Below are 21621 nucleotides of genomic sequence, written 5' to 3' on the forward strand. Positions count from 1 at the left end.
CGGACCTCGGCCGATCTTCGCGGCAGACCACAGCGAACGCCTGCTGTACGCGCCGTTCGGGTGGGCCTGCTAACCGATCCGGTGAGCGTCGCCTCGGCGTGGGCGCGGTGAGGGCGGTCGGGCCGTCCCCGCCACGGCCGCGGTGAGCCGGTCGTGGGTGGCCGGGATGGGCCGGGTGACCTCCGGGTCCTTCGGCAGCGACCGTGTCTGCACCGGCACGTCGGGCTGCTCGTTCTCCTCCTCGTCGGCCGCCTGCCGCCACGTCGGCGCTGCCACGGCCATCAGGATGCCCAGCAGCATCCAGAACGCCACCAGGATGCGGCTCAGGTTCGACGGGTGGTCGACCAGGCAGACCAGGAAGAAACCAAGCAGACCGGCGAACGCGGCCAAGCCCAGCGTCGACTGGCGGCGGGCCAACGCCATGCCGGTGACGAGCGTGCCCACCGTGATCAGCACCATCGCGATCAGGCCGAGCACCCCTGCCTCGACCAGCCAGTTCAGCCACAGGTTGTGGGTGTGGACGAACTCCTCGGTGCCGTCGATCCGGGCGTTGACCACCGCGCCCGCCCGGCCGAGACCCACGCCCAGCGGGTTGTTCGCGGCGATGGTCACCGCGGTCGACCAAGCCTCGTTGCGCACACCCAGCGCCGCGCCCGCCTTGGACAGCACGGCCAGCAGCGTCGTGACGCCGACCAGGGTGGCGATGCCGCCGATGGCCAGCTTCCTGGCGTGCTTCTTGCGGAGGTCCTCCGGCACCAGCCGGTACCAGCCGACGGCCAGTGCACCCGCCGCCGCCGCGACGTAGGCGGCGCGGGAGAAGCTGAGCAGCACCCCGAGGTAGGCCAGCCCCGCGAGCAGGGCGAACACCGTCTGCGCGGTGCGGTCGGCGACCGCCCGCACGGCGAGGATCGCGGCGGGTGCGAACAGCACCAGGAACGCGGCCAGCAGGTTCGGGTTGGCGAAGGTGCCGATGGCGCGGACCAGCGTGCCGGGCTCGCAGGCCGTGTCGCCGATGATGCCGCTGCGGCAGAAGCCGGTCGGGGTACCCGCGCTGACCTGGCTCAGCGCCACCGCGGAGGCGATCGTGACGGTCAGCGTGGCCAGCAGCAGCACCGCGCGCCACGCACCCCGGTACATCCGCAGGCCCGCGACCACCAGGTAGTAGATCGCGATGGCGGTCAGCAGCGTGCGCAGCGGCGCTCCGGTGCGCCCGCCCAGCACCGTGGTCGCGGTGGCCGCGACGACGAGCAGCGCGATCGGGATGTCCAGGCGGGTCCGGAACTGCGGCAGCCGCGCACCCGCGACGACCACCGCGACCAGGCCCGCCAGCACCACAAGACGCTGTACGGTGATCACGCTGAACAGGGGGGTGTAGGGCAGCACGTTGGCGGCGGCGTCGAACAACAACACCGTGATGCTGACGATCACGACCGCCATCAGGCGTTTGGGGTCGCGTGCTGGGGGCACCGCCGATTCGCCTGCGCGGGCCGGATTGAGCGACACGGGGATCACGCTTGCTCCCCCACGTTTCCGGAACGCCAAGGCCAAGTAAGCAGAGGGAAACCGTTGGGTGGCGCTTCGGCGGAATGGGGAGTTCGGGCGGTGGCTGCGAGGCTGGCGATCATTGGAGCGGGGCCCGCGGGCCTGGCCACGGCGAAAGCGGCGACGGCGGCCGGTCTGCGCCCGGTGCTGTTCGAACGGACGGGGGAGCTGGGCGGCGTCTGGCGGCCGGAAACGGGTGCGGCCTGGCCGGGCATGTCCACGAACCTGTCGTATCAGATGTGCTCCTTTTCCGAAGAATCGTGGCCCGAGGAAACGCGGGATTTCCCCCGGCAGGGGGAGGTTCACCACTATCTGTCCACCTATTCGAGGGGCCTCTCACCCCGTTACGGCTGCACCGTCATGGAGGTGGCGCCCGTTGGTCGGGGATGGGCGGTGACCTGGGCGGAATCCGGTCGGGTCCACCGCGAGGTCTTCGACGCGGCGGTGATCGCCTCCGGGGTTTTCTCCCGGCCTTGGACTCCCGACCTGCCCGGTGAATTCGGCGGTGTTTCCCTGCACAGCAGCGCCTACCGCGGGGTCGATGCGTTTCTCGGCAAGCGGGTCGCCGTGGTGGGAATGTCGTTCAGCGGCACCGAAATCGCGGGCGAGCTCGCCGAAGCAGGCGTTGCGGTAACCGCTGTTATCGGTAGGCCGTTCTGGATTCTGCCGCGTTATGACCAGGGGGTGCCGCGTGAACTCCGCGCCATGACTCGACGGCGTCGCCACGAACGCACGCAGCTGTCATCGGTGGAGGCCAATCGCGCGGCGAACCGGCGTTATCACGAGCTTGGCGGGAATCCCGGCCGACTCGATCCGCGTCTCGAGTTGGACCCGTCGTCGACCGAGCCGCCCCATGTGGTCACCTCGGACCGGCTGCCCAGCGTGATCTCCTCGGGTGCGCTGCGGCCCGCGGTCGGCAGGGTGTCGGCGCTGTCCCCGAGCGGCCTGGTGCTCGCGGACGGGTCGACGGTGGACTGCGACGCGGTGATCTGGTGCACCGGGTACCGGCCGTCGCTGCCGTTGCCGGACGCCCTGCTGGCGGCGATCTCCTGCACCGACGACTGGCTTCAGCCGGTGCTGCTGCACGGCTGCACCTTCCATCCCGCTCTGCCCGGACTGGCCTTCGTCGGCGTCTACCGCGGGCCGTTCTTCGCGGTGATCGAGCTACAGGCGCGCTGGGCGGTCGCCGTGCTGTCCGGCGAGGCGCCGCCGCCCACCCCGGAGGCGATGCTGGCGGGCATCGAGGCCGAGCGGGCGATCCGGCAGGCCCGCCCGCGCCCGCAGTTCCCGCACGGCGACTACGTGGGCTTCGCCGACCGGCTGGCCGCCGAACTAGGCGTGCTGCCACCGTTGGACCCGGCAGGGGAGTGGTACGAGCAGCTGTGGAACGGCCCCGTCCTGGCCGGGCACTACCGGCTCGTCGGCCCCGGCGCGAACCCGGCCCTGGCCGCCCGACAGCTACGATCGGTGCAGGTCCGGCTATCCGGGAGTCAGGTGTCATGGTGACGGCGAGGCAGCTGTTCTCCGCGCTGCCCGGCGAGTGGCGGTTCGACCGCGTGATCACGGGTCAGGGCAGGATGACCGGTATCGCCCGATTCGCGCCGGTCGACGCAGGCGAGCTGCACTACCGCGAGGACGGCACCCTCACACTGGACTCCGGCTACACCGGTCCCGCCTATCGCGAGTACCGCTACGTCCTCGACGGTGACGAGCTCAGCATCCGCTTTCCCGACGGCCGCCTCATGCACACCCTTCGCCCGTCCGCCGACGGGGCCGAGGCCACCGATGTGCACCTGTGCGGACCCGACACCTACACCGGCCACTACGCGCTGCCCGACCACGACACGTTCCTGGTGTCCTACGACGTGGCGGGACCGCGCAAGGACTTCACGATTTCGACCACCTATCGACGCAATTCTGAGTAATAAGAAGTAGCTATCGGGATTGCACTTCTTTCGAGTGGTATGCGCTTTCCCGAGTGGTGCGGAGGCTGTCGATCGGTAATCTGCGTTGGGCACAAGTTCTTTCCATGGAAGGGATTTGAACGGGGATGAAATACATTGCTTCCGCCGTGGCGGCTGTTTCCGCTGCGGCGCTTGCGCTTTCGGTTTCCACTGCGTCGGCAGCTCCCGTCGACGGCAACGTCTATGTGTTCTCGATCGACTACCAAAAGGTGGACAAGTACGAAAACCCCAAGGGCTGCACGGTGTTGAACCCCGCCGCCCACGTCCTGGTCAACGACACGGCAGGTGATGTGCAGATATTCGGCGGTGCGCGCTGTATGGGTCCGAGTACGGTCGTGAAATCGGGCCATGGCGCACATGCGCCCTCGGGCAGCGGCAGTTTCAAGGCCTGAGCGACGAAACCGAAATCCAGCGAATGATGTCGTAATTGTCGGCCGAGACGCCTTCGAGGTGTGGCTCGTGGGCATCTCGGCCGCTCTCGGTCAGCCGGGGCCGATGAATCCCATCTTCAGCAGCCACCTGTTGGCGGTCTGCTCCGGGGTGAAACCGTCCACGTCCACTTCGGCGTTGAGCGCCCGGAGCGTGTCGTCGGTCAGCGCAACGGCAACCGGCCTCAGAATGGCGGCGAGTTGCGGTGACTTGGCGATCACGTTGTCACGGACGGTCACGGCGGGGTTGTAGACGGGGAAGAAGCGCCGGTCGTCTTCCAGCACCACCAGGTCGAGCGCCTTGATCCGGCCGTCGGTGGTGACGACCTCGCCGAACACACACGGATTGCCCTTGTCGACGGAGTCGTACACCACCCCCGCGGCGAGTTCGGACGTCGCCGACCGGGGAAGCTCGAACCCGTAGGCGGCCTGTAGGCCCTGCCAGCCGTCGTTGCGGCCGAAGAACTCCGCGGCTCCGCAGAAACTGGCCTTGGCCGGGTCGCGTCTGGCCAGCGCAGCGTAGTCGGACAGTGTGCGGACACCGAGTTCCGTGGCCTTCTCCCGGCTCACGGCCACCGCGTAGGTGCTGTTGGCGGGTGCCGGGTCCAGCCAGACGATGCCGTGCCGCGCCCGGTCTCCCGCTGCGACCGCCTCATACAGCGCCTTCGGGTCGCCGACCGTCCTGGTCTCGCCGAGGTGGGTGATCCACGCGGTGCCGGTGTATTCCCAGTACATGTCGACATCGCCGCTGGTCAGTGCCGCGCGAGCGGAGTTGGTGCCGGAGAGCCCGCAGGAACGCTCGACCTCGGCCCCGGTCGACTCCAGGGCCTGCGCGGTCAGCTCACACAGCACAAGCTGCTCGGTGAACTCCTTGCCGCCCAGCGACAATCGAAGGCCTGCCAGGTTTCCCGCCGTGGCCAGGGACCCGGCGGACACGTCCGGGGTCGGCGCCTTGCCCAGGGTGCAGCCCGCGAGCAGGGTGACCAGCAGCACGGCCAGGAAGCGCATGGGTCACAAGCCTTTCGGGAGGAGCCTGCGTTCGGCGAGGGCGGCCAGCCAGTCCACCACCAGGGCGAGGGCGATGGTCAGCAGGCAGCCGGTGAGCAGGATCGGCATGCGGTAGAGCACGATGCCGCGTTCGATCAGATTGCCGAGGCCGCCCGCGTTGGTGTAAGTGGCCAGTGTGGCCACCCCGACGTTGAGGATGAGCGCCACCCGGATGCCCGCGAGCATGACCGGCACGGCCAGCGGCAGTTCGACGGTGAACAGGATGCGCCGCGCGCTCATCCCCATTCCCTTTGCGGCATCGATCACGGCCCGGTCGACCTGCGCGATGCCCACCAGGGTGTTGCGCAGGATCGGCAGCAGCGCGTAGACCACCAGCGAGACCACCGCCATGGTGAACCCGACGCCATAGATCAGGGCAAGCAGCACCAGGATGCCGATGGACGGGATGGCCTGGCCCGCGTTGGCGACCGCGAGCACCGGGGTCCGCAGCAGCCGGGCCGCCGGGCGGCTCAGCAGCACCCCCAGTGGCACGCCGATGACGATGACCACCACGGTCGACACGATCACCAGCCGGATGTGTTCCGACAGGCGGGCGAGCAACTCGTCGGTGGCCAGCGCGCGGGCTTCCAATGCGTCGAGGTCGGCGACCTGGAGGTAGACGAGGGTGCCCACCACGAGCAGTCCGGCGACCACCGGCAGCCACCAAGTCGCCTTCGGCGCGGCCTCCATCTGCACCGGGCTGCCGCCCAACGCACGGGTCACGGCCGGTCCGCCGTCTCGCTCCGCGCCGTGGCCAACAGCATTTCCTGGAGGGTCAGGCTGCCGCGACCACGCACGTTCGCGACGTCGCGGCCCGCGGCCAGCAGCTTGTCCAGCGCGGCCGAGACCGTCTCGTCGGGCTCGATCTCGATTCCGTCCGCACCCTGCGCTGTGGGGTCCACGGGCAGGTCGCCCACCCGTAGCAGCGAGAGCCTGCGGAGCGCGGCGCCCTCGCCGATGAAGGACCGCACGAACTCGTCGGCGGGTTCGGTGAGGATCTCCAGCGGCGTGGCAAGCTGCGCGAGCCGCGACCCCTTGTCGAAGATCGCGATGCGGTCGCCGAGACGCAGGGCCTCGTCGATGTCGTGGGTGACGAACACGATGGTCTTGCGGATGCGCTGCTGGAGCTTGAGGAACTCGTCCTGCAACCTGCCCCGGGTGATCGGGTCGATGGCGCCGAACGGCTCGTCCATCAGCATCACCGGCGGATCGGCCGCCAACGCTCTGGCGACGCCGACCCGCTGCTGCTGGCCTCCGGACAGTTGCTTCGGATAGCGTCCGCGGAACGTCGCACCGTCCAGGCCGACCAGCTCCAGAAGCTCGTCCACGCGGTCGCGGATGCGGGTTTTGTCCCAGCCGAGCATCTTCGGCACCAGACCGATGTTCTCGGCCACCGACATGTGCGGGATGAGCCCGACCTGCTGGATGACGTAGCCGATATGGCGGCGCAGTTGGTCGGGGTCGACATGGGTGACGTCGCGGCCGTCGATCCAGATCTCGCCCCCGGAGGGTTCGACCAGCCGGTTGATCATGCGCAGCGTGGTGGTCTTGCCGCAGCCCGACGGGCCGACCAGCACGAGGAACTCGCCCTGCGCGATGTCGATGCTCAGCGGCCGCACGGCGTCCTCCGCCGAGCCGGGATAGCGCTTGGTGATGCCGCGCAGGCTGATCATGACGGGCTCAGACATGCAGACCTCGCGGAGTGGTGAGTTTGCCGATGAGCAGGAACACCGCGTCCAGCAGCAGCGCCACGGCCACGATCGCGACGACACCGCTGACTACCTCGTTGAGCGCGTTGGCGCCGCCGATGCGCGCCAGCCCGCGGAAGATGAGCTGCCCGAGGCCGGGTCCGCGCACCGCCGCGCCGATCGCCGCGATGGCCACCGCCATGATCGTCGCCACCCGGATGCCGTTGAGGATCACCGGCCAGGCCAGCGGCAGCCGGACCCTCCGCAGGCGTTGCGCGGCGCTCATCCCCATGCCCCGGGCGGCATCCACCACCGAGGCGTCCACGGTGTCCAAACCCGTCACCATGTTCCGCAGGATCGGGAACACCGCGTACACCGTGAGCGCGAGGATCGTCGGCGCGACGCCGAGGCCGAACACAGGGATCAGCAGTCCGAACAACGCGAAGGACGGGACGGTGAGCATGGTGGCCGAGATCGCCAGCAGCGCTGCCCGCAAGCCGGGCAGCCGCTCGGTGGCGATCACGATGCCGAGGCTGATGACGGTGGCGAGGCCGACCGCGAGCAGCACCGCCTCGAGATGTTGGACGAACAGGAAGCCGATGCGGTCCGAATGGGCCGCAAGGTAGTCGAAGAAGTTCAGCCTGCACCGCCCCCGGACCCGGGGGCGGCGGCCGGTCATAGTGCGAATTGCCTGCCGACGCCCCGAAATGTCACGTTCGGGTCATCGTAGCCGGGCCGCGAGCCGGGACACGTGCGATTCCCACGTGTCGGCGGGTGCGAGCCGATCGGAGGTTCCGGTGTGCGTCAGGACCAGCCGGGCGCCACCGGGACCGGGGGAGAGTTCCCAGCGCACGTGGCCGCCCTCGGTGCCGAACTCGAGCGCGTGCGGCGCGTTGACCGTGGTGATCGGGCCCGCCGGGATCTCGCCGGGGGCGAAGGGCGCAGGTGGGTTCTCGCCCGCGATCGGGGACGCGGACTCGGTGAGGGCCTCCCACACCTTGTCCACCGGCTGCCGCATGAACTGCCGCTCCAACCGAATCTCCCAGCCTGCGCCGGTCCGCTCGACCGAGGGCTTTCCCAAGCCGAAGCGCTCGACGAAGTGTTCATGCAGTCCCACCCAATCGTTGTCGATCTCGATCGGGCGGTCGGCGAGCAGGAGTTCGAGCGCGTCGAGGCAGCCGGTCCACCCGGTGGTGTAGCTGGCGGCGGCGGGGTGATCGTCGAAGACGTGGCTGAAGATCAGCAGAGTGCCGTCCCCCTCGGGGATCAGTTCGATGCGCACCAGGTCGTCGCTCTCCCGCGGCATTTCCTCGGGTGCGTGCTCGGTGAAGGCGAACAGGCGCGGCGGGTCAAGCTCCACGATGTCGGCGGTCATGGTGATGCCGTCGCCGACCAGGCTCAGCTTGCCGCCCAGGCGCAGGTCGAGATGCGTGACGGTGAACGGATACCACTTGCTGAGTTGTTCGGGTTCGGTGATCGCCCGCCACACCTTCTGCTGCGGATGAGGCAGCCGTCGTTCGATCCGCACCATCGGGCGGCTGCCGTGGGTTCCCAGTGTCTCGCTCACGATCCAGAACATACTGCTGTGGCTATATGAACGCAACGGCATGTAAGGCGCGAGTCTTGTGGGAAGAAATGAATTGAGGTTCACTTCTTGCATGGCGTATCGGCGCACGGCGGCGGTGGACGCGAAACTCGCGGCCACCCGAGAGCGACTCGTGGACGCGACCTTCGCGTTGCTCGCGGAGTCCGGCTACGCGGGCTGCTCGGTCGCCGCGGTGGCCAAGCGGGCGGGAGTGGCCACCGGCACCGTCTACGGGCACTTCCCCAACAAGGCCGAACTCGTCGCCGAGGTGTTCCGGGTCGTGGTGCGGCGCGAGGTGGAAGCGGTCGCGCGAGCCGTGGTGCTGCACGACACCCTGATCCGGCGGATGGTCGCGGTGGTCGAGACCTTCGCGGGCCGCGCGTTGAAGGCGCCCCGGTTGGCGTACGCGTTGCTCGCCGAGCCCGTCGACCCGGCCGTCGACCACGAGCGGCTGGTGTTCCGCCGGTCCTTCTCCGACCTCATCGCAGAGGTCGTCACCGAAGCCATGCTGCGTGGGGACATCCCGCCGCAGAACGCCGCGCTCACCGCGACCGCCCTGGTCGGATCGGTGGGCGAGGTGCTGGTCGGGCCGCTGGCCGCCGGGCACGCCGAACCCGACCTGATTCCGTCGTTGATCTCGTTCAGTCTGCGCGCAGTGGGAGTGGAGCATGTCGACAACGCATGAGGTGACCAACCAGGTGCCGCCGCTGGTCGGCTATGACGTCGCCGCCTACCCGCCGCTGCTGGAGGCGCTGCGCCGCGAGGGCGCGGGCTGGGCCGCCGCCGACCTGCACGACCTCGGCAGGCTGGCGGGCAGCGCCAAGGCCCAGGAGTGGGGACGGCTGGCCAACGAGCACCCACCCGTGCTGCGCACCCACGACCGCTACGGCAACCGCATCGACGAGGTCGAGTACATCCCCGCCTACCACCAGCTGATGACGGTCGCGGTGGAGCAGGGCATGCACGGCACGCCGTGGCAGGACGAAACCCCGGGCGCCCACGTCGCACGCGCCGCGAAGACATTCGTGTGGGGCCAGGTCGACCCGGGACATATCTGCCCCATCTCCATGACCTACGCCGTGGTGCCCGCTCTGCGCACCACCCCCGAACTGGCGCAGCGGTACGAAACGCAACTCGCGGCGCGGAACTACGACTTCGGGTTGCGCACGATGGCCGACAAGAGCGGCCTCATCGCGGGCATGTCGATGACCGAGAAGCAGGGCGGCTCGGACGTACGGGCCAACACCACCCGCGCCGCGGCCACACCCGACGGCAGCTACCGGATCACCGGCCACAAGTGGTTCACCTCCGCGCCAATGTCGGACTTCTTCCTCACCCTCGCCCAGACCGACAGCGGACTGTCCTGTTTCCTGCTGCCCCGCATGCTGCCCGACGGCACTCGCAACCGCTTCTTCCTCCAGCGCCTGAAGGACAAGCTCGGCAACCGCTCCAACGCCTCCGCCGAGGTCGAGTACGACGACGCACTGGGCTGGCTCGTCGGCGAGGAGGGCAGGGGAGTGCGCACCATCATCGAGATGGTCAACATGACCCGCCTGGACTGCGCGGTCGGCTCGGCCGCGGGCATGCGGCAGGGTGTCGCGCAGGCCGTGCACCACGCCGCCCACCGCAAGGCGTTCGGCGAGCGCCTCATCGACCAGCCCGCGATGGCCAACGTGCTGGCCGACCTCGCCGTGGAGGCCGAGGCGGCGGTGACGGTGTCCCTGCGCCTGGCCGGTGCGGTCGACCGGGCGGCGCGCGGTGACGCGGAGGAAGCCATCTTCCGCAGGCTCGGCTTGGCCGTCACCAAGTACTGGCTGTGCAAACGCGGCCCGGTGCACGCGGCCGAGGCGTTGGAATGCCTTGGCGGCAACGGCTATGTGGAGGAGTCGGGCCTGCCGCGGCTGTACCGGGAGGCCCCGCTGATGTCGATCTGGGAGGGCTCCGGCAACGTCGCCGCCCTGGACACGCTGCGCGCCATGGCCAAGCAGCCCGACAGCGTGGAGGCCTTCTTCTCCGAGGTGAACCTCGCGGCGGGCGCCGACCGCAGGCTGGACAACGCCATCGCGCTGCTGGGCAAGGAGTTCGGCGACCTGAACGACATCCAGTACCGGGCGCGCAGGCTGGTGGAGCGGATGGCCCTATGCCTGCAGGGTTCGCTGCTGGTCCGCCACGGCCACACCGCCGTCGCCGACGCGTTCTGCGCGTCGCGGCTCAGCGGCGACTGGGGCGCGGCCTTCGGCACCCTGCCCACCGGCGTCGACACCCGCGCGATCCTGGAAAGGGCCACCCCGTGACCGACCCGATTCGCACCCAGACCGCCGAGGGCGTGCGGGAGATCGTGCTGTGCCGGCCCGAGGAGTACAACACCATCACCTTCGAGCTTCGGGACGCGTTGGCGAAGGCCATCGACGAGGCCGATGACGACCCCGAGGTGCGGGTGATCCTGCTCCGCGCCGAGGGCAAGGCGTTCTGCGCGGGCTACGGCCTGGACTGGTCGACGCGGTTGCAGGCCGCCGAGCAGAAGCTGGAGGTCACCTGGGACTCGGTGATGGACCACCGCGAGATGTCCCGGTTCGTGGACGTCTATCTCAAGCTGTGGTACGCCCGTAAACCCACCATCGCGGCGGTGCAGGGCTGGTGCATCGCGGGCGGCACCGACATGGTGCTGTGCGCCGACCTGATCGTGGCTGCCGATGATGCCGTGTTCGGCTACCCGCCGTCCCGGGTCTGGGGCACGCCGACCACCGCCATGTGGGTGTACCGGATGGGGTTCGAGAAGGCCAAGCGTTACCTGCTGACCGGGGATGAGATCCCGGCCCGCAAGGCCGCCGACCTGGGGCTGATCCTGGAGACCGTGCCCGCGGAGCGGCTGTTGGAGCACGCCACGGCGTTGGCCCGCCGGATGGCACGGGTGCCGGGCAACCAGCTTGAGATGCTGAAGATGCTGTGCAACCAGCCCGCGGAGAACATGGGCTTCGCCAGCAGTCGCACCCTGGGCACCTTCTTCGACGGCGTCGCCCGGCACACCCAGGAGGGCCGCGACTTCGTGGCCCGTTCTGCCCAGGTGGGCATCCGCCAAGCCGTCCGCGAGCGTGACGACCCGTTCGGGGACTACGGCTCCCGGGTCTCTTGAAGTTCAAGATATGCGTGAAATATACGTTTGATCATTATTGGGGTCTGAACCTGCACTTTTCTGACAGTTCTGGCTAACCTCGTTGTCCGGCTCTGGGCAAGGAGGCTGCATGAGCGCAGGTAGACCCGTCGTGCTGTCGAAGGTGTCGACCGAACCGATCCCGCCCGCGCAGCGGATCGAGTTCTGGGAGTCCTACAACGCCGTCGACATCGTCGGCCTGGTCTGCTCCTCCTTCTCCGACGACGGTCTGCTGGTCAGCGCCACCCGGCTGGGTGTCAGCGAGCTTCAGGTGACCGATATCCGCGGCAACGAGCACGTCGTGCAGCGCACCCCGCACGCGTGCAAGGTACTGCCCAAGGACTCGATGTTCCTCAGCGTCATGCTGGAGGGCGAGGCGCTCTACTTCGACCACAACGGCGCCTCCAAGGTCCGGGCGGGCGACATCCTGCTGTGCGATACGACGCGGCCCTACCTCTTCGGCTGCCCGACCCCCATGCGCAAGCTGCTGGTGGACATCCCGCGCTCGCTGTTCACCGAGCGCTGCGCCGCCTCGGTGCTCCCCGGCGCGTTGAGCTTCTCGACGGCCACCACCCAGGAGGCCATTTCCGTGGCGGCTCTGCGCAACCTGCTGCTGGACACCACGCAGTCCACCGTGGACGTCGACCGCGCCCAGGACACCGCGCTGGACCTGCTCCGGGTGCTCGTCGGTGGCCGACTGGACGGTGAAGGCTCCGCCACCCGGCTGTCGGCCCTGGCCATGGCGAAGGCCTGTATCGACCGCAGGCTCGCCGAGCCGTCTCTCAACGTCGCCGCGGTGGCCTCACTGGTGGGCGTGTCGCCACGCCATCTGAGCCGGGTGTTCCTCACCGAGGGCACCACCCCCGCCCGCTACATCCTGGAGCGTCGTCTCTCCGGCGCCCACGCCCAGCTGACCGGACCTTCGTCCTACGGCCTCACGATCGCGGAGGTCGCCTACCGCTGGGGCTTCATCAACCAAGCCCATTTCGCCCGGTCGTTCCGCCGCCGCTTCGGCTACACCCCCTCCGACGCCCGACGGCGCCGCTGACGCCACGACGGTGCGGAGGACCTGAGTCTGGAGGCGCAGGATCCTTGGGTGAGTACGTCCTCTTCTTCGTTGGCGTCGTCCACGCGAAGGCAGAGGCTGCTGTGCACCGATTTGATCGTGGTCTTCGCGTCCGCGACTGCTTGCGTGCCTGACCAGGAGGTCAGCACGGCCGAGGCGAGGATCGCGGCGGACAGGCGGAGGAATGGCTTGATGAACATCGCCCGAACTCCCACGGCCTCATAGCACCAGTTCAAATCGCCAGGTCGTGCCCCCGATTCCCGTTTGCCGGAGACCGATCAGAGTCGCAGGCGCCGCCGGACTCGTGACCGGCGCCAGGTACTGATCCGGTATCGAGTGGTAGTTCAGCCGCATGGTCTGGTCTTCGGCGTCCAGCTTTTTGACGACCCACCACATGCTTTGATTCCCGGTCATGCACCTCTTCTGCACGACATAGGCGTCGTCTCTCTGTCGGGTGTCGTGGATCAGGCAGTACCCGCTGCCGTTGTTCTTCAGCAGGTAGGTGTCCTTGTGGCCTTGAACGGCGATGAACTTCCATTGTTCGAATGGCGGGTGCCCCGGATTGCGATTGGGCGGTGGCCAGATGTCGATATCACCCGGGTCGTCTCGATTCCAGCTCTTCGCCAGCATGAACAGGTTGGTTTCCGAGACGTAAAGTCGGTACGACTCGTTGGGGACGATCCCGTCCATTACCCGGCTCGGACCGCCCTTCTCCTTCGCGCTTGCGCCTGGGTGCATCGCGATCACCAGGCACGCGCTGAACATGAGCAGGCTGATCTTGCGGAGAAGCGTCATCACAATCTCCCTGGAGGATAATATTTAGCGCTCAGGTGGAGCCTTAATGCTTCCGTTATGAGCGCCCGGGGTCATAGCGTTGGCATGCGCAATCCCGGAGTCAATGCGAGTCGACTCAAACGAACTGATTGCGCGACCCCCGGGCAGGCCTACTACTGACAGTCGCCGATTTCTCGACGAGCATTGGCCGAGATGAGTGCGGCTGACTCCTGATCTGGTATCCCGTTTCGCGCTTGGTGACGTTTAGGAATTACTTCTCGTTTCGGTGATCCATTGTCCGGGTGTCGCGGTACAGCTCATGGATTTTTTGTATAAATCCCTATTGCCACTGGATGCGGATGACGGAAGGCGGGAGCCAGTGCGATTTCATTCTCCAGGGTGACCCACGCTCGGTCCGGAGGACGATGTGCGGGAACGACGTCCTGCGACAGGATGGATCACCGAACCAGGGGGAGGATCGTCTTGTTGCGAAGAAGGAAGCTGCTCGCGGGTGCGTTGGCGTTGGGAGTTGCGCTGGTTGCGGCGCCGGTCGCGAGTTCGGCGCCGAGCCGGGTGGGGTTCGAACTGCCCGCACCGAGCGGGCACAGCCGGGTCGGCACCACCGAACTGCATCTGGTCGACAAGTCTCGGCCAGATCCGTGGAAGCCGGACCGGCCGCGTGAGCTGATGGTCAGCGTCTGGTACCCGACCAAGGACACCGGTGGCTCCGTCGCCCCCTGGGTGCAGCCAGGGATCGCACCTCTGCTGGACGGGTTCGGCGAGGAGATGGGCCTGCCCGCGGACTCCGTCGACTGGGCCGGCGCGCGCACTCACGGTCAGGTCGGCTCCGCGGTGGATCGCAGGCCGGGTGGCCGTCCGGTCGTGCTGTACTCGCCGGGCTTCGGTGGGCCGCGGGCCAACGGCACGGTGCTGGTCGAGGAACTGGCCTCCCGCGGCTATGCGGTCGTCACCATCGACCACACCTTCGAGACCGCCGTGCAGTTCCCGGGTGGCCGGGTGGAGGCGCCCGCCGTCGCCCAGCCCACACCCGCCGATATGAAGAAGTTCATCGACGCCCGTGTCGGTGACAGCCGTTTCGTGCTCGACACACTCGGCAGGCTCAACCGCGGCGAGAACCCCGACGCGGAGCAGCGCCCGCTGCCCGACGGACTGCGCGGTTCGCTGGATCTGGGCGCGGTCGGCATGTTCGGACACTCCTACGGCGGGTTCACCGCGGGGGAGACCATGCACCACGACCGCAGGCTCCGGGCGGGCATCAACCTGGACGGGGCGATGTCCTGGTCCTCCGAGTTCGGCGGCGGGAAGTACGAGCCGGGTGAGGTCACCCAGCACGGGCTGGACCGGCCGTTCCTGCTGATGGGCAGCCAGATCCCGCAGGACGGCAAGCTGGTGGATCACACTCACCGCACCACGTTCGACCGGTCATGGGGCGATTTCTGGGGCAAGCAGCGATCCTGGAAGCGGGACCTGCTGCTGCGCGGGGCCGCGCACCTGGGCTACAGCGACCTACAGGCGATCGTCCCGCAGTTGGCGAAGAAGCTGAACCTGCCGCCGGAGAAGGTGGAGCCGGTGATCGGCACGATCGATCCGCAGCGGTCGCTGGCCGCTCAGAGCGCCTACGTGGGGGCGTTCTTCGACCAGTTCCTGCGCGGACGTCCCACCGGGATGTTCACCGGGCCGTCGCCGAAGCATCCGGACGTCCAGTTCATCTGGTGACAGCCAACGATGCGGTGGGCCGGGCGATTCAGCCCACCGCATCGGGATTTCCCGCGCACAATTCATTTATCGAACATGACATGAAACAGTAATTAAACAATTAAAATCGCGGGCTGTTTATTGCCGCCATCCCTGGTGTGGGAGTCGCAAACCATTTTATCGTCGGCGCATCCCTGCATCGTGTGTGCTCAACACCCTGATCGAGCGTGCGCGAGTTCTCCTCACTAGGAGTGATGTGCTGTGAAGAAGTCCCTGTCTCGTATGGCGGCGGTCGCCGTCTGCGCAGTGTTCGGCCTCGGGTCCCTCGTCGGCGCCGCCACCGCGAACCCCGGCGACACCATCACGCGTCCGATAGCCGAGGGCGACCGGCCCGCCAACGGACCGACCCCCTACATCGTCGGCGGACAGCGGGTCACCGAGCCGGTGCCCTACATCGCCGCACTGCACACTGGGTCGCGGTTCAGCTGCACCGCCTCGATCATCGCGCCGCAGTACGTGATCACCGCCAAGCACTGCGTCGGCTCTCCCTCGCTGAACGTGCGCATCGGCTCGCTGACCCGCTCCTCGGGTGGTCAGACCGCCAACGTCGCCCAGGTCATCAACGCCCCCGGCAACAACGACGTCGCCCTGCTGAGGCTGGCGACCAGCGTGAACGCCACCTACCTCAAGGTCGCCGCCCAGGGCAGCCTCCAGGTCGGCGACAGTGAGCGCGTGTACGGGTGGGGTTATGAGAACTCCAACTGGACGAACCTGCCGGAGAACCTCAAGACCTCCAACGGCACCGTCACCGAGCTGGACTGCGCCGACAACTTCGGTGACATCGCCTGCATCAGGAACAACGGCGACACCTCGGGCGGCGACTCCGGCGGCCCGATGATCAACACGGCGGGTGAGCTCATCGGCGTGTGCGCCATCGGCAACAAGCCGACCGACGGCTCCGGCTTCGGCGGCTACAACACCGTGGTCAGCTCCACCATCCGCAACTGGATCCAGCAGACCGCAGGCGTCTGACGCAGCGGCACCGAACACAAGAGAAGCGGTGGACCGGTCGCGTCCGTGGTGCGACCGGTCCACCGCTTCTCATTCGGGCGGTGCGGAGGGGTCAGTAGTCGTAACTACCGCTGTCACCGCCCTGGGGTGCTTCACCGGCGGGGGGAGCGCCGGTCGGAACCGTGGGAGCGGGCGGTGCGACTGAAGGCACGCAGGTCAGGTTCTTGGTGCCGTCGGGGGAGGCGACCCACCAGGTGCCACCCACGGCCTGACCTTTCCACGCCCCCGGCTTCGGGTCGTTGGCGAACCGGTACATCGGCCAGCCGCCAATGGTGACCTGCTGTGTTCCGTCTTCACGGGCCACCGTGCCGACCAGGTTGGGGTCGACACCCTCAAGCTGCGGGGTGCCTCCCTCGGCCAGGACGGGCGGCCAGATCTGCGCGCACTTGTCGGCGCAGTTGGACTTGGGCGGGTTCGGGGTGTCCTTGTCGAACCGGTACAGCACCCAACCCTTTTCATCGGTGACAACCTGGCCCATCTGCGGCAGGTCCTTGACGATCAGCTTGCCCTGGCCGGTCTGCTCCGCATTGCCTGCGGGCGCGTCGGCCGCGGGGGCATCCGCCGCTGGGCTCTCAGCGGCACCTTCGCCCTCCGGCGCCAGCCGGGGGACCGCGGCCTCCTCGGACGAGGAGAGGCTGTCGGACTGAGCGACGGGATTCGGGTTGGCAGCTCCGATGATGCTTGAGCCGGCCCAGACCAGTGCGAAAGCCGCGACTGTGCCGATGACCAGAGCGATCCCGAGCCAGCTGAGTCGGATCACTGGTGTCCTCCTAAACGTTGGCTTTGGTAATAGATACGCATCGCTCGGCGGGACCGTTCACCGCTCTGGTCACCTGCTTCTCTATCGGCAGCGCTGGCCCCTGTTAATGCAATTCACCACCTGGTCCATCAGGGCCTTCGGCATGACGTTGGCGAAGTCGTCATGGTCGGAGAACGGACTGTGCTTGGCGGAGGGGAAACCGTCCACCGCGAACGTCTTGTTCCGCACGACCTGAGCGGGCAGGTCATAGACCAGTGAGATCCGCAGCTGCGGCACCGCCTGGAAACCACGCGGGCAGAAGCCGTTTCGCTGCGGGTACACGATATGGGTTCGGTGATTCGCGCTGTCGGTGTTGCGGCCGTCCCAGCAACTCGGGAAGTCGTGGATCCTGGTGACCTTGGAGTTGTTCGGGCAGACCGCGTACTTGTTGGAGATGCGGTTCTCGAAACCGGTGCACGACCACGCCGCACGGGCATTGGCCGGACCGTTCTCGTTGACCTTGGCATCGCCGTAGAGGATCTTCAGGAACGCGGGCATCGGCCGCACCTTCTCCACGGGGCTGCCCCGGAACTCGATCTTCACCTGGCTCGGCTTGATCAGCGTTCCGACATTGTGGTCGAGGCTTGGCGGATTGCTGTTGTCCACGCCCCCACCGTTGTTGCCCCCACCCTTGTTATTGCCCCCACCGCCACCGCGGCGCTGGGCGTCGAGGCCCTGGCTGCGGTTGGACTTGTTGTCCAGCACGCGGATGACCGGCCAGAAGTAGGCCGACTTGTCCCCGTGGTTGCAGGTGGTACCTGCCCTGACCAGGCTGCCGTTGGTGGAGAAGGCATCCGTGGACAGGTTTCCGACATAGTCGTGCAGGTGCTCGGCGCCGTTGAGCTTGCCAGGAGCGGCGATGAAGTTATCGCCGTTGTGGTGGCCATTCTCATTGCGCCCGCACTGGATCGTCGCGACCCCACGGGACGCGTTGCGGTTCGGCTGCAGCAAACGCAGCGGCTTGATGTTCTCGATTCCGATGAAATCGTTCAGGAACGGCCCCAGTTTCAATCCCGGGAACCCCGCGGCAGCGGTGTGCTCGGAATGCTGGGGCTGTTCCGCCGTGGTCGACGGAACGGACGTTGGCTCCGCGGTCGGTGACGGTGACGAAGTGACCGTGCTCCCTGGTGATGGAGACGGTTGTGGTGCGGCAACGGCATGGCCGGAACCGGTAGAGACCACCACCACGCCAACCAGCAACGCCGCTAATCGGCTGTTCAGTGTGATGCGCATATTACTCTCTAGGTTTTTGTACTACATGGGAGTGGATGAGTTTTGGTATGCGTGCTCACCTCGATGTGTGTGCGGAAATTGCCGAAGGGTCCTGTGGTTTCAGCTGCTGCGTCGCACGCGGCGGAGCAGCATGACGACGGCGAAGCCGAGCGCCGCGATCACCAGCACGCCGAAGAAGATCCGCATCCCAAGGCTGGAATCGGTCTCCTCGGACACCGCTTTCGGCGCCACATCCGGCTGCTGCTGGTCAGCCGGTTTGGCGGCGGGGGCGGCGCTGGGGATCTGCGGCACGGGAAGCGCGCCGTAGTCCACTTCGTTGGTGCTCTCCAGAAGCAGCATGTGCTTGTCCACGAACTTGTTCGCGGTCTGCCCGTAGCTGCGCATGAGCTCGTTGCGGGTGTTGGCCCGCACCTGCGCGATCAGGCCGAAGATCTGGCCGTGCGCGGCGCGGAGCCGGTTGGTCCAGGCCTTGTCGTAGGCCTCACCCTGGTGAGAGGTGATCTCGGCCATCCACGCGGCCTGGTCGCCGGTGGGTTCGGTCGGCAGTTCGATGCCCAGCTGCGAGGCGATCTTGAAGGTGGCGTCGTCCAGCGCGGCGTGGTCGGAGTGCAGTTCGGCACCCACCTCGCGGATGCGCTTGGCGGTGCCGCGCTGCGCGCCCTCCAGCGCGGTCGGGCCCTCCCACAGTCCGGCCAGCCGGACCTTCTTGACCAGGTCGGCATCGGCCGGGGTGAGCGGGCCCCACTGCGTCTCCCGCGTCTGTTCCTGCTGAGCGGTGGCGGCCACGGGGGCGGCCACCGGAACCGCGACGGCGAGCAGCAGCAACGCCGCTGCCGCTCGCACGCGTGAACCGATCATGGTCGGCCCTTTCCTTGGGTCGGGTGTTCTCCTAGCGGCACTTCTGACCGCTGTTGATGCAGTCGACGACCTGCTGCATGAGTGCGCGGGGCATCACGTTGGCGAAGTCGTCGTGATCGGAGAACGGGCTGTGCTTGGCGGAGGGGAAGCCGTCCACCGCGAACGTCCGGTTGGCGACGACCTGCGCGGGCAGGTCGTAGACCAGGGTGATCCGCAGCTGCGGCACGGCCTTGAACCCGCTGGGGCAGAAGCCGTTGCGCTGCGGGTAGACGATGTGCGTGCGGTGGTTGGCGCTGTCGGTGTTGCGGCCGTCCCAGCAACTCGGGAAGTCGTGGATCCTGGTGACCTTGGAGTTGTTCGGGCAGACCGCGTACTTGTTGGAGATGCGGTTCTCGAAGCCGGAGCAGGTCCACGCGGCCCGCGCGTTGGCGAAGCCGTTCTCGTTGACCTTGGCGTCGCCGTAGAGGATCTTGAGGAACGGCGGCATGGCGTTGACCTTCTGCACCGGGCTGCCGCGGAACTCGATCTTGGCGACGCTCGGCTTCACCAACGACCCGACGTTGTGGTCCAAGCTCGGCGGGTTGCTGTTGTCGATGCCGCCCTCGTCGTCGTTGGACCGCGGCCTGCTGCCGGACTGCACCTGCCCGTCGAGCACGCGGATGACCGGCCAGAAGTAGGCCGACTTGTCCCCGTGGTTGCAGGTGGTGCCCGCCGCGGCGAGGCTGTCGTCATCGGAGAAGGCGTCGGTGGAATCGTTGCCGACGTAGTCGTGCAGGTGCTCGGCGCCGTTGACCTTCCCGGGGGCGGCGATGAAGTTGTCGCCGTTGTGGTGGCCGCCCTGGTTGGTGCCGCAGTCGATGATGGCCGAGCCGGTCGAGGCGTTGGGCCCCGGCGGCAGCAGCTTGAGCACGTCGACCTGGTTGATGCCGATGAAATCGGCACCGAACGGGCCGAGGTTCACGCCGGGCAGCGCGGCGCCGTGCTGGCTCCCGCTGCGAGTCGGCTGTGATGCGGTCGGCCGCGTCGTCTGCCTGGTCGGCTGCGGACGCAGGCTCGAGCCCGCGGTGGGCGACGGCCTGCCGAACCCTGGCGTGGGCGATGGCGTCGGCGCGGCCGAGGCGGTCCCCGCGCCCGCCACGCCGCTCAACACCACCAATCCCGCGAATATCGCCGTCACTTGGGTGCGCCGGTTGGAAGCGCCCCTTCGATACGTTTTCATCGGCATCTCATCTCGCTGGGAATACCTATTCGACTCGTTTCCCCGTGAACGCCTGTGTCGATCCGTCCTATTTGGCGCGTTGCATTCGCCGCAGCACGGTGATCGCGGCAAAGGCCAACGCGGCGATCACCAGCAGTGCGAAGAAGATCCTGATTCCCAGCCCGTCGGCGACCGCGACCGATTCCTGCGTTACCGCCTTTTGGTCGACCTTCGGGGCCGGTTGGCCCGCGGCGGGATTCGCGGCGGGCGGTGCCGCCGGTGCCGCGGGCGCGGCGCCGGGGATCTGGGGGGCGGGCAGGGCGTTGTAGTCGACCAGGTTGGTGGACTCCAACAGCCTCATGTGCTTGTCGACGAACTCGTTGGCCGTGCGGGCGTAGCTACGCACCAGGTCGTTGCGGCTGCCGGTGCGGACCTGGGAGATCAGCTGGAAGATGGTGCCGTGGGCGGCCCGCAGCCGCTGTGCCCAGACCTTGTCGTACTCCTCGCCCTGCTTCGACGAGATTTCCGCCATCCAGCCCGCCTGTTCCTTGGAGGGCTCGGTGGGAAGCTCGACATCAAGCTGCTTGGCGATCTTGAACGTGGCCTCGTCCAGCCCGGCGTGGTCGGAGTGCAGTTCCTTGCCGACCTGCCGGACACGCTCGGAGGTGCCTCGCTCCGTGCCCTGGAAAGCGATGGGGCCCTCCCAGAGCCCGGCGAGCCGGACCTTCTTGATGAGATCCCGCTCGGCGGGGCCCAGCGGACCCCACTTGGTCTGGGTCCAGCCCTGCTCCTCGCCGGGAGTGGCGGCGATGGCGGCTGGCGTGCTCACCGGTAACAGGGCGGCGAGCAACAGCAGCGTCGCCGCCGTTCTCACACGGGAACCGGTCATTGTCGGCTGCCTTTCATGGTCAGGTGCAAGATTCAGCGGCCCGAGGTGTTGACTGCCTTCGAGCCGTCCGGCGCCACCGAGAACCAGGCGCCGGAGGCGCCCTGTCCCAGGAAGTCGCCCGCGCGCTGATCCCCGGCGTAGCTGTAGAGCGGCCACCCGCCGAGGGTGACCTGCTCGGTGCCGTCGGGCCGCTTCACCTTGCCGATCAGCTGGGAGTCGATGCCCTCGGTGGTGATCTCGCCCTTCACCAGCAACGGGGGCCAACGTTCCGCGCACTTGTCCACGCAGTTGGACTGCGGGGGATTGGCGCTGTCCTTGTCGTATCGGTAGAGCGTGAGGCCGTCGCTGTCGACGACGGCGGAGTCGAACGGAGTGGAGGAGGAGACGCTCAGCGTCACGGCGATACCGGAGTCCACCTGGGCGTCGGCAGGAGCGTCGGAGGTGTCGATGCCGCCCTCTGCGGAACCGCACGCGGTCGCGAGAAATGCGACCAAGGCGAAAAGCGCCATGGCGAGGAAACCGCTTGTGGGGCGTTTCACCATCACTTTTCCCTTTCTTGGCAACGACGTATGGCGCGTTGGCCCCTGCCCTTGGCCGGGGGACGCGCTTGAT

General features: G+C 67.7%; 22 protein-coding genes. 9 read left to right on the forward strand and 13 right to left on the reverse strand.

All coding sequences use genetic code 11. The features are described from left to right. Positions 1–69: 69 nt before the first annotated feature. Positions 70–1512 (reverse strand): O-antigen ligase family protein, encoded by a 1443-nt coding sequence (locus ACU6XJ_RS23105; RefSeq protein WP_476315507.1) that lies wholly within the window; start codon positions 1510–1512, stop codon positions 70–72. Positions 1513–1602: 90 nt separating this feature from the next. Between ACU6XJ_RS23105 and ACU6XJ_RS23110 the strand changes: the two genes are divergently transcribed. The 3 genes from ACU6XJ_RS23110 to ACU6XJ_RS23120 all read left to right on the forward strand — a co-directional run bounded on the left by ACU6XJ_RS23110 (position 1603) and on the right by ACU6XJ_RS23120 (position 3898). Beyond that, positions 1603–3048 (forward strand): flavin-containing monooxygenase, encoded by a 1446-nt coding sequence (locus ACU6XJ_RS23110; protein ID WP_476315510.1) that lies wholly within the window; start codon positions 1603–1605, stop codon positions 3046–3048. After that, positions 3045–3467 carry a DUF6314 family protein gene (locus ACU6XJ_RS23115; protein ID WP_476315513.1) on the forward strand — a complete coding sequence of 141 codons (423 nt, stop codon included), beginning with the start codon at positions 3045–3047 and terminating at the stop codon, positions 3465–3467. Before ACU6XJ_RS23110 ends, ACU6XJ_RS23115 begins: the two co-directional genes overlap by 4 nt. A 125-nt stretch (positions 3468–3592) precedes the next feature. Beyond that, positions 3593–3898 (forward strand): hypothetical protein, encoded by a 306-nt coding sequence (locus ACU6XJ_RS23120; protein ID WP_476315515.1) that lies wholly within the window; start codon positions 3593–3595, stop codon positions 3896–3898. A gap of 90 nt (positions 3899–3988) precedes the next feature. Here ACU6XJ_RS23120 and ACU6XJ_RS23125 read toward each other — a convergent pair whose 3' ends face one another. From ACU6XJ_RS23125 to ACU6XJ_RS23145, 5 genes are read right to left on the reverse strand one after another with little or no spacing between them, the layout of a single operon-like run. Then, positions 3989–4942 (reverse strand): glycine betaine ABC transporter substrate-binding protein, encoded by a 954-nt coding sequence (locus ACU6XJ_RS23125; RefSeq protein ID WP_476315518.1) that lies wholly within the window; start codon positions 4940–4942, stop codon positions 3989–3991. 3 nt (positions 4943–4945) lie between these two features. After that, positions 4946–5704, reverse strand: a complete 759-nt coding sequence (locus ACU6XJ_RS23130; RefSeq protein WP_476315521.1) for an ABC transporter permease — start codon at positions 5702–5704, stop codon at positions 4946–4948. Further along, positions 5701–6669 (reverse strand): ABC transporter ATP-binding protein, encoded by a 969-nt coding sequence (locus ACU6XJ_RS23135; RefSeq protein WP_476315524.1) that lies wholly within the window; start codon positions 6667–6669, stop codon positions 5701–5703. Before ACU6XJ_RS23135 ends, ACU6XJ_RS23130 begins: the two co-directional genes overlap by 4 nt. Beyond that, the gene (locus tag ACU6XJ_RS23140; RefSeq protein ID WP_476315526.1) at positions 6662–7348 is read right to left on the reverse strand and encodes an ABC transporter permease; all 687 of its coding nucleotides are present in this window, start codon (positions 7346–7348) and stop codon (positions 6662–6664) included. The genes ACU6XJ_RS23135 and ACU6XJ_RS23140 overlap by 8 nt, the downstream gene beginning before the upstream one ends. Before the next feature lie 42 nt (positions 7349–7390). Beyond that, entirely contained in the window at positions 7391–8236 is an 846-nt protein-coding gene (locus tag ACU6XJ_RS23145; protein ID WP_476315529.1) for an SRPBCC domain-containing protein, read from the reverse strand. 91 nt (positions 8237–8327) lie between these two features. Here ACU6XJ_RS23145 and ACU6XJ_RS23150 point away from each other — a divergent pair, with 91 nt between their 5' ends. The 4 genes from ACU6XJ_RS23150 (at position 8328) to ACU6XJ_RS23165 (ending at position 12453) form a co-directional block, all read left to right on the forward strand. Further along, positions 8328–8939, forward strand: coding sequence for a TetR/AcrR family transcriptional regulator (locus ACU6XJ_RS23150; RefSeq protein WP_476315532.1), 612 nt, complete (start codon positions 8328–8330; stop codon positions 8937–8939). Beyond that, positions 8923–10548 (forward strand): acyl-CoA dehydrogenase family protein, encoded by a 1626-nt coding sequence (locus tag ACU6XJ_RS23155; protein WP_476315535.1) that lies wholly within the window; start codon positions 8923–8925, stop codon positions 10546–10548. Before ACU6XJ_RS23150 ends, ACU6XJ_RS23155 begins: the two co-directional genes overlap by 17 nt. Beyond that, positions 10545–11387 (forward strand): crotonase/enoyl-CoA hydratase family protein, encoded by an 843-nt coding sequence (locus tag ACU6XJ_RS23160; protein ID WP_476315538.1) that lies wholly within the window; start codon positions 10545–10547, stop codon positions 11385–11387. Before ACU6XJ_RS23155 ends, ACU6XJ_RS23160 begins: the two co-directional genes overlap by 4 nt. Positions 11388–11496: 109 nt before the next feature. Then, positions 11497–12453 (forward strand): helix-turn-helix domain-containing protein, encoded by a 957-nt coding sequence (locus tag ACU6XJ_RS23165; RefSeq protein ID WP_476315541.1) that lies wholly within the window; start codon positions 11497–11499, stop codon positions 12451–12453. Positions 12454–12690: 237 nt separating this feature from the next. Here ACU6XJ_RS23165 and ACU6XJ_RS23170 read toward each other — a convergent pair whose 3' ends face one another. Next, entirely contained in the window at positions 12691–13266 is a 576-nt protein-coding gene (locus tag ACU6XJ_RS23170; RefSeq protein ID WP_476315544.1) for an RICIN domain-containing protein, read from the reverse strand. Between the two features lie 462 nt (positions 13267–13728). Here ACU6XJ_RS23170 and ACU6XJ_RS23175 point away from each other — a divergent pair, with 462 nt between their 5' ends. Both ACU6XJ_RS23175 and ACU6XJ_RS23180 read left to right on the forward strand, forming a co-directional pair. Further along, positions 13729–14982 (forward strand): alpha/beta hydrolase family protein, encoded by a 1254-nt coding sequence (locus ACU6XJ_RS23175; protein WP_476315547.1) that lies wholly within the window; start codon positions 13729–13731, stop codon positions 14980–14982. A gap of 240 nt (positions 14983–15222) precedes the next feature. Beyond that, the gene (locus tag ACU6XJ_RS23180; protein ID WP_476315550.1) at positions 15223–15993 is read left to right on the forward strand and encodes a S1 family peptidase; all 771 of its coding nucleotides are present in this window, start codon (positions 15223–15225) and stop codon (positions 15991–15993) included. Positions 15994–16084: 91 nt separating this feature from the next. On the opposite strand, the gene ACU6XJ_RS23185 is transcribed toward ACU6XJ_RS23180, so the two are convergent. The 6 genes from ACU6XJ_RS23185 to ACU6XJ_RS23210 form a co-directional block, all read right to left on the reverse strand. Then, positions 16085–16792 carry a hypothetical protein gene (locus ACU6XJ_RS23185; RefSeq protein ID WP_476315553.1) on the reverse strand — a complete coding sequence of 236 codons (708 nt, stop codon included), beginning with the start codon at positions 16790–16792 and terminating at the stop codon, positions 16085–16087. Positions 16793–16873: 81 nt separating this feature from the next. Next, positions 16874–17842, reverse strand: coding sequence for a DUF1996 domain-containing protein (locus tag ACU6XJ_RS23190; protein WP_476315556.1), 969 nt, complete (start codon positions 17840–17842; stop codon positions 16874–16876). A gap of 321 nt (positions 17843–18163) precedes the next feature. After that, on the reverse strand, positions 18164–18922 hold the full coding sequence (locus ACU6XJ_RS23195) for a DUF4142 domain-containing protein (protein WP_476315558.1): 759 nt from the start codon (positions 18920–18922) through the stop codon (positions 18164–18166). Between the two features lie 31 nt (positions 18923–18953). Then, complete coding sequence (locus ACU6XJ_RS23200) at positions 18954–20072, reverse strand: DUF1996 domain-containing protein (protein ID WP_476315561.1); 1119 nt, start codon at positions 20070–20072, stop codon at positions 18954–18956. Positions 20073–20208: 136 nt separating this feature from the next. Then, a complete protein-coding gene (locus tag ACU6XJ_RS23205) occupies positions 20209–21009 on the reverse strand; it encodes a DUF4142 domain-containing protein (protein ID WP_476315564.1) in 801 nt (266 codons plus the stop codon). Positions 21010–21041: 32 nt separating this feature from the next. Next, on the reverse strand, positions 21042–21548 hold the full coding sequence (locus ACU6XJ_RS23210) for a hypothetical protein (RefSeq protein ID WP_476315567.1): 507 nt from the start codon (positions 21546–21548) through the stop codon (positions 21042–21044). Between the last annotated feature and the right edge of the window lie 73 nt (positions 21549–21621).

The organism is Actinorectispora metalli (assembly GCF_056323685.1).

What these genes read in the sequence shown, in the direction of transcription:
- ACU6XJ_RS23120 (WP_476315515.1), top strand. Translation starts at nt 3,593, where the DNA reads ATGAAATACATTGCTTCCGCCGTGGCGGCTGTTTCCGCTGCGGCGCTT.
- ACU6XJ_RS23125 (WP_476315518.1), bottom strand. Translation starts at nt 4,942, where the DNA reads ATGCGCTTCCTGGCCGTGCTGCTGGTCACCCTGCTCGCGGGCTGCACC.
- ACU6XJ_RS23135 (WP_476315524.1), bottom strand. Translation starts at nt 6,669, where the DNA reads ATGTCTGAGCCCGTCATGATCAGCCTGCGCGGCATCACCAAGCGCTAT.
- ACU6XJ_RS23140 (WP_476315526.1), bottom strand. Translation starts at nt 7,348, where the DNA reads ATGACCGGCCGCCGCCCCCGGGTCCGGGGGCGGTGCAGGCTGAACTTC.
- ACU6XJ_RS23150 (WP_476315532.1), top strand. Translation starts at nt 8,328, where the DNA reads ATGGCGTATCGGCGCACGGCGGCGGTGGACGCGAAACTCGCGGCCACC.
- ACU6XJ_RS23155 (WP_476315535.1), top strand. Translation starts at nt 8,923, where the DNA reads ATGTCGACAACGCATGAGGTGACCAACCAGGTGCCGCCGCTGGTCGGC.
- ACU6XJ_RS23165 (WP_476315541.1), top strand. Translation starts at nt 11,497, where the DNA reads ATGAGCGCAGGTAGACCCGTCGTGCTGTCGAAGGTGTCGACCGAACCG.
- ACU6XJ_RS23170 (WP_476315544.1), bottom strand. Translation starts at nt 13,266, where the DNA reads ATGACGCTTCTCCGCAAGATCAGCCTGCTCATGTTCAGCGCGTGCCTG.
- ACU6XJ_RS23195 (WP_476315558.1), bottom strand. Translation starts at nt 18,922, where the DNA reads ATGATCGGTTCACGCGTGCGAGCGGCAGCGGCGTTGCTGCTGCTCGCC.
- ACU6XJ_RS23205 (WP_476315564.1), bottom strand. Translation starts at nt 21,009, where the DNA reads ATGACCGGTTCCCGTGTGAGAACGGCGGCGACGCTGCTGTTGCTCGCC.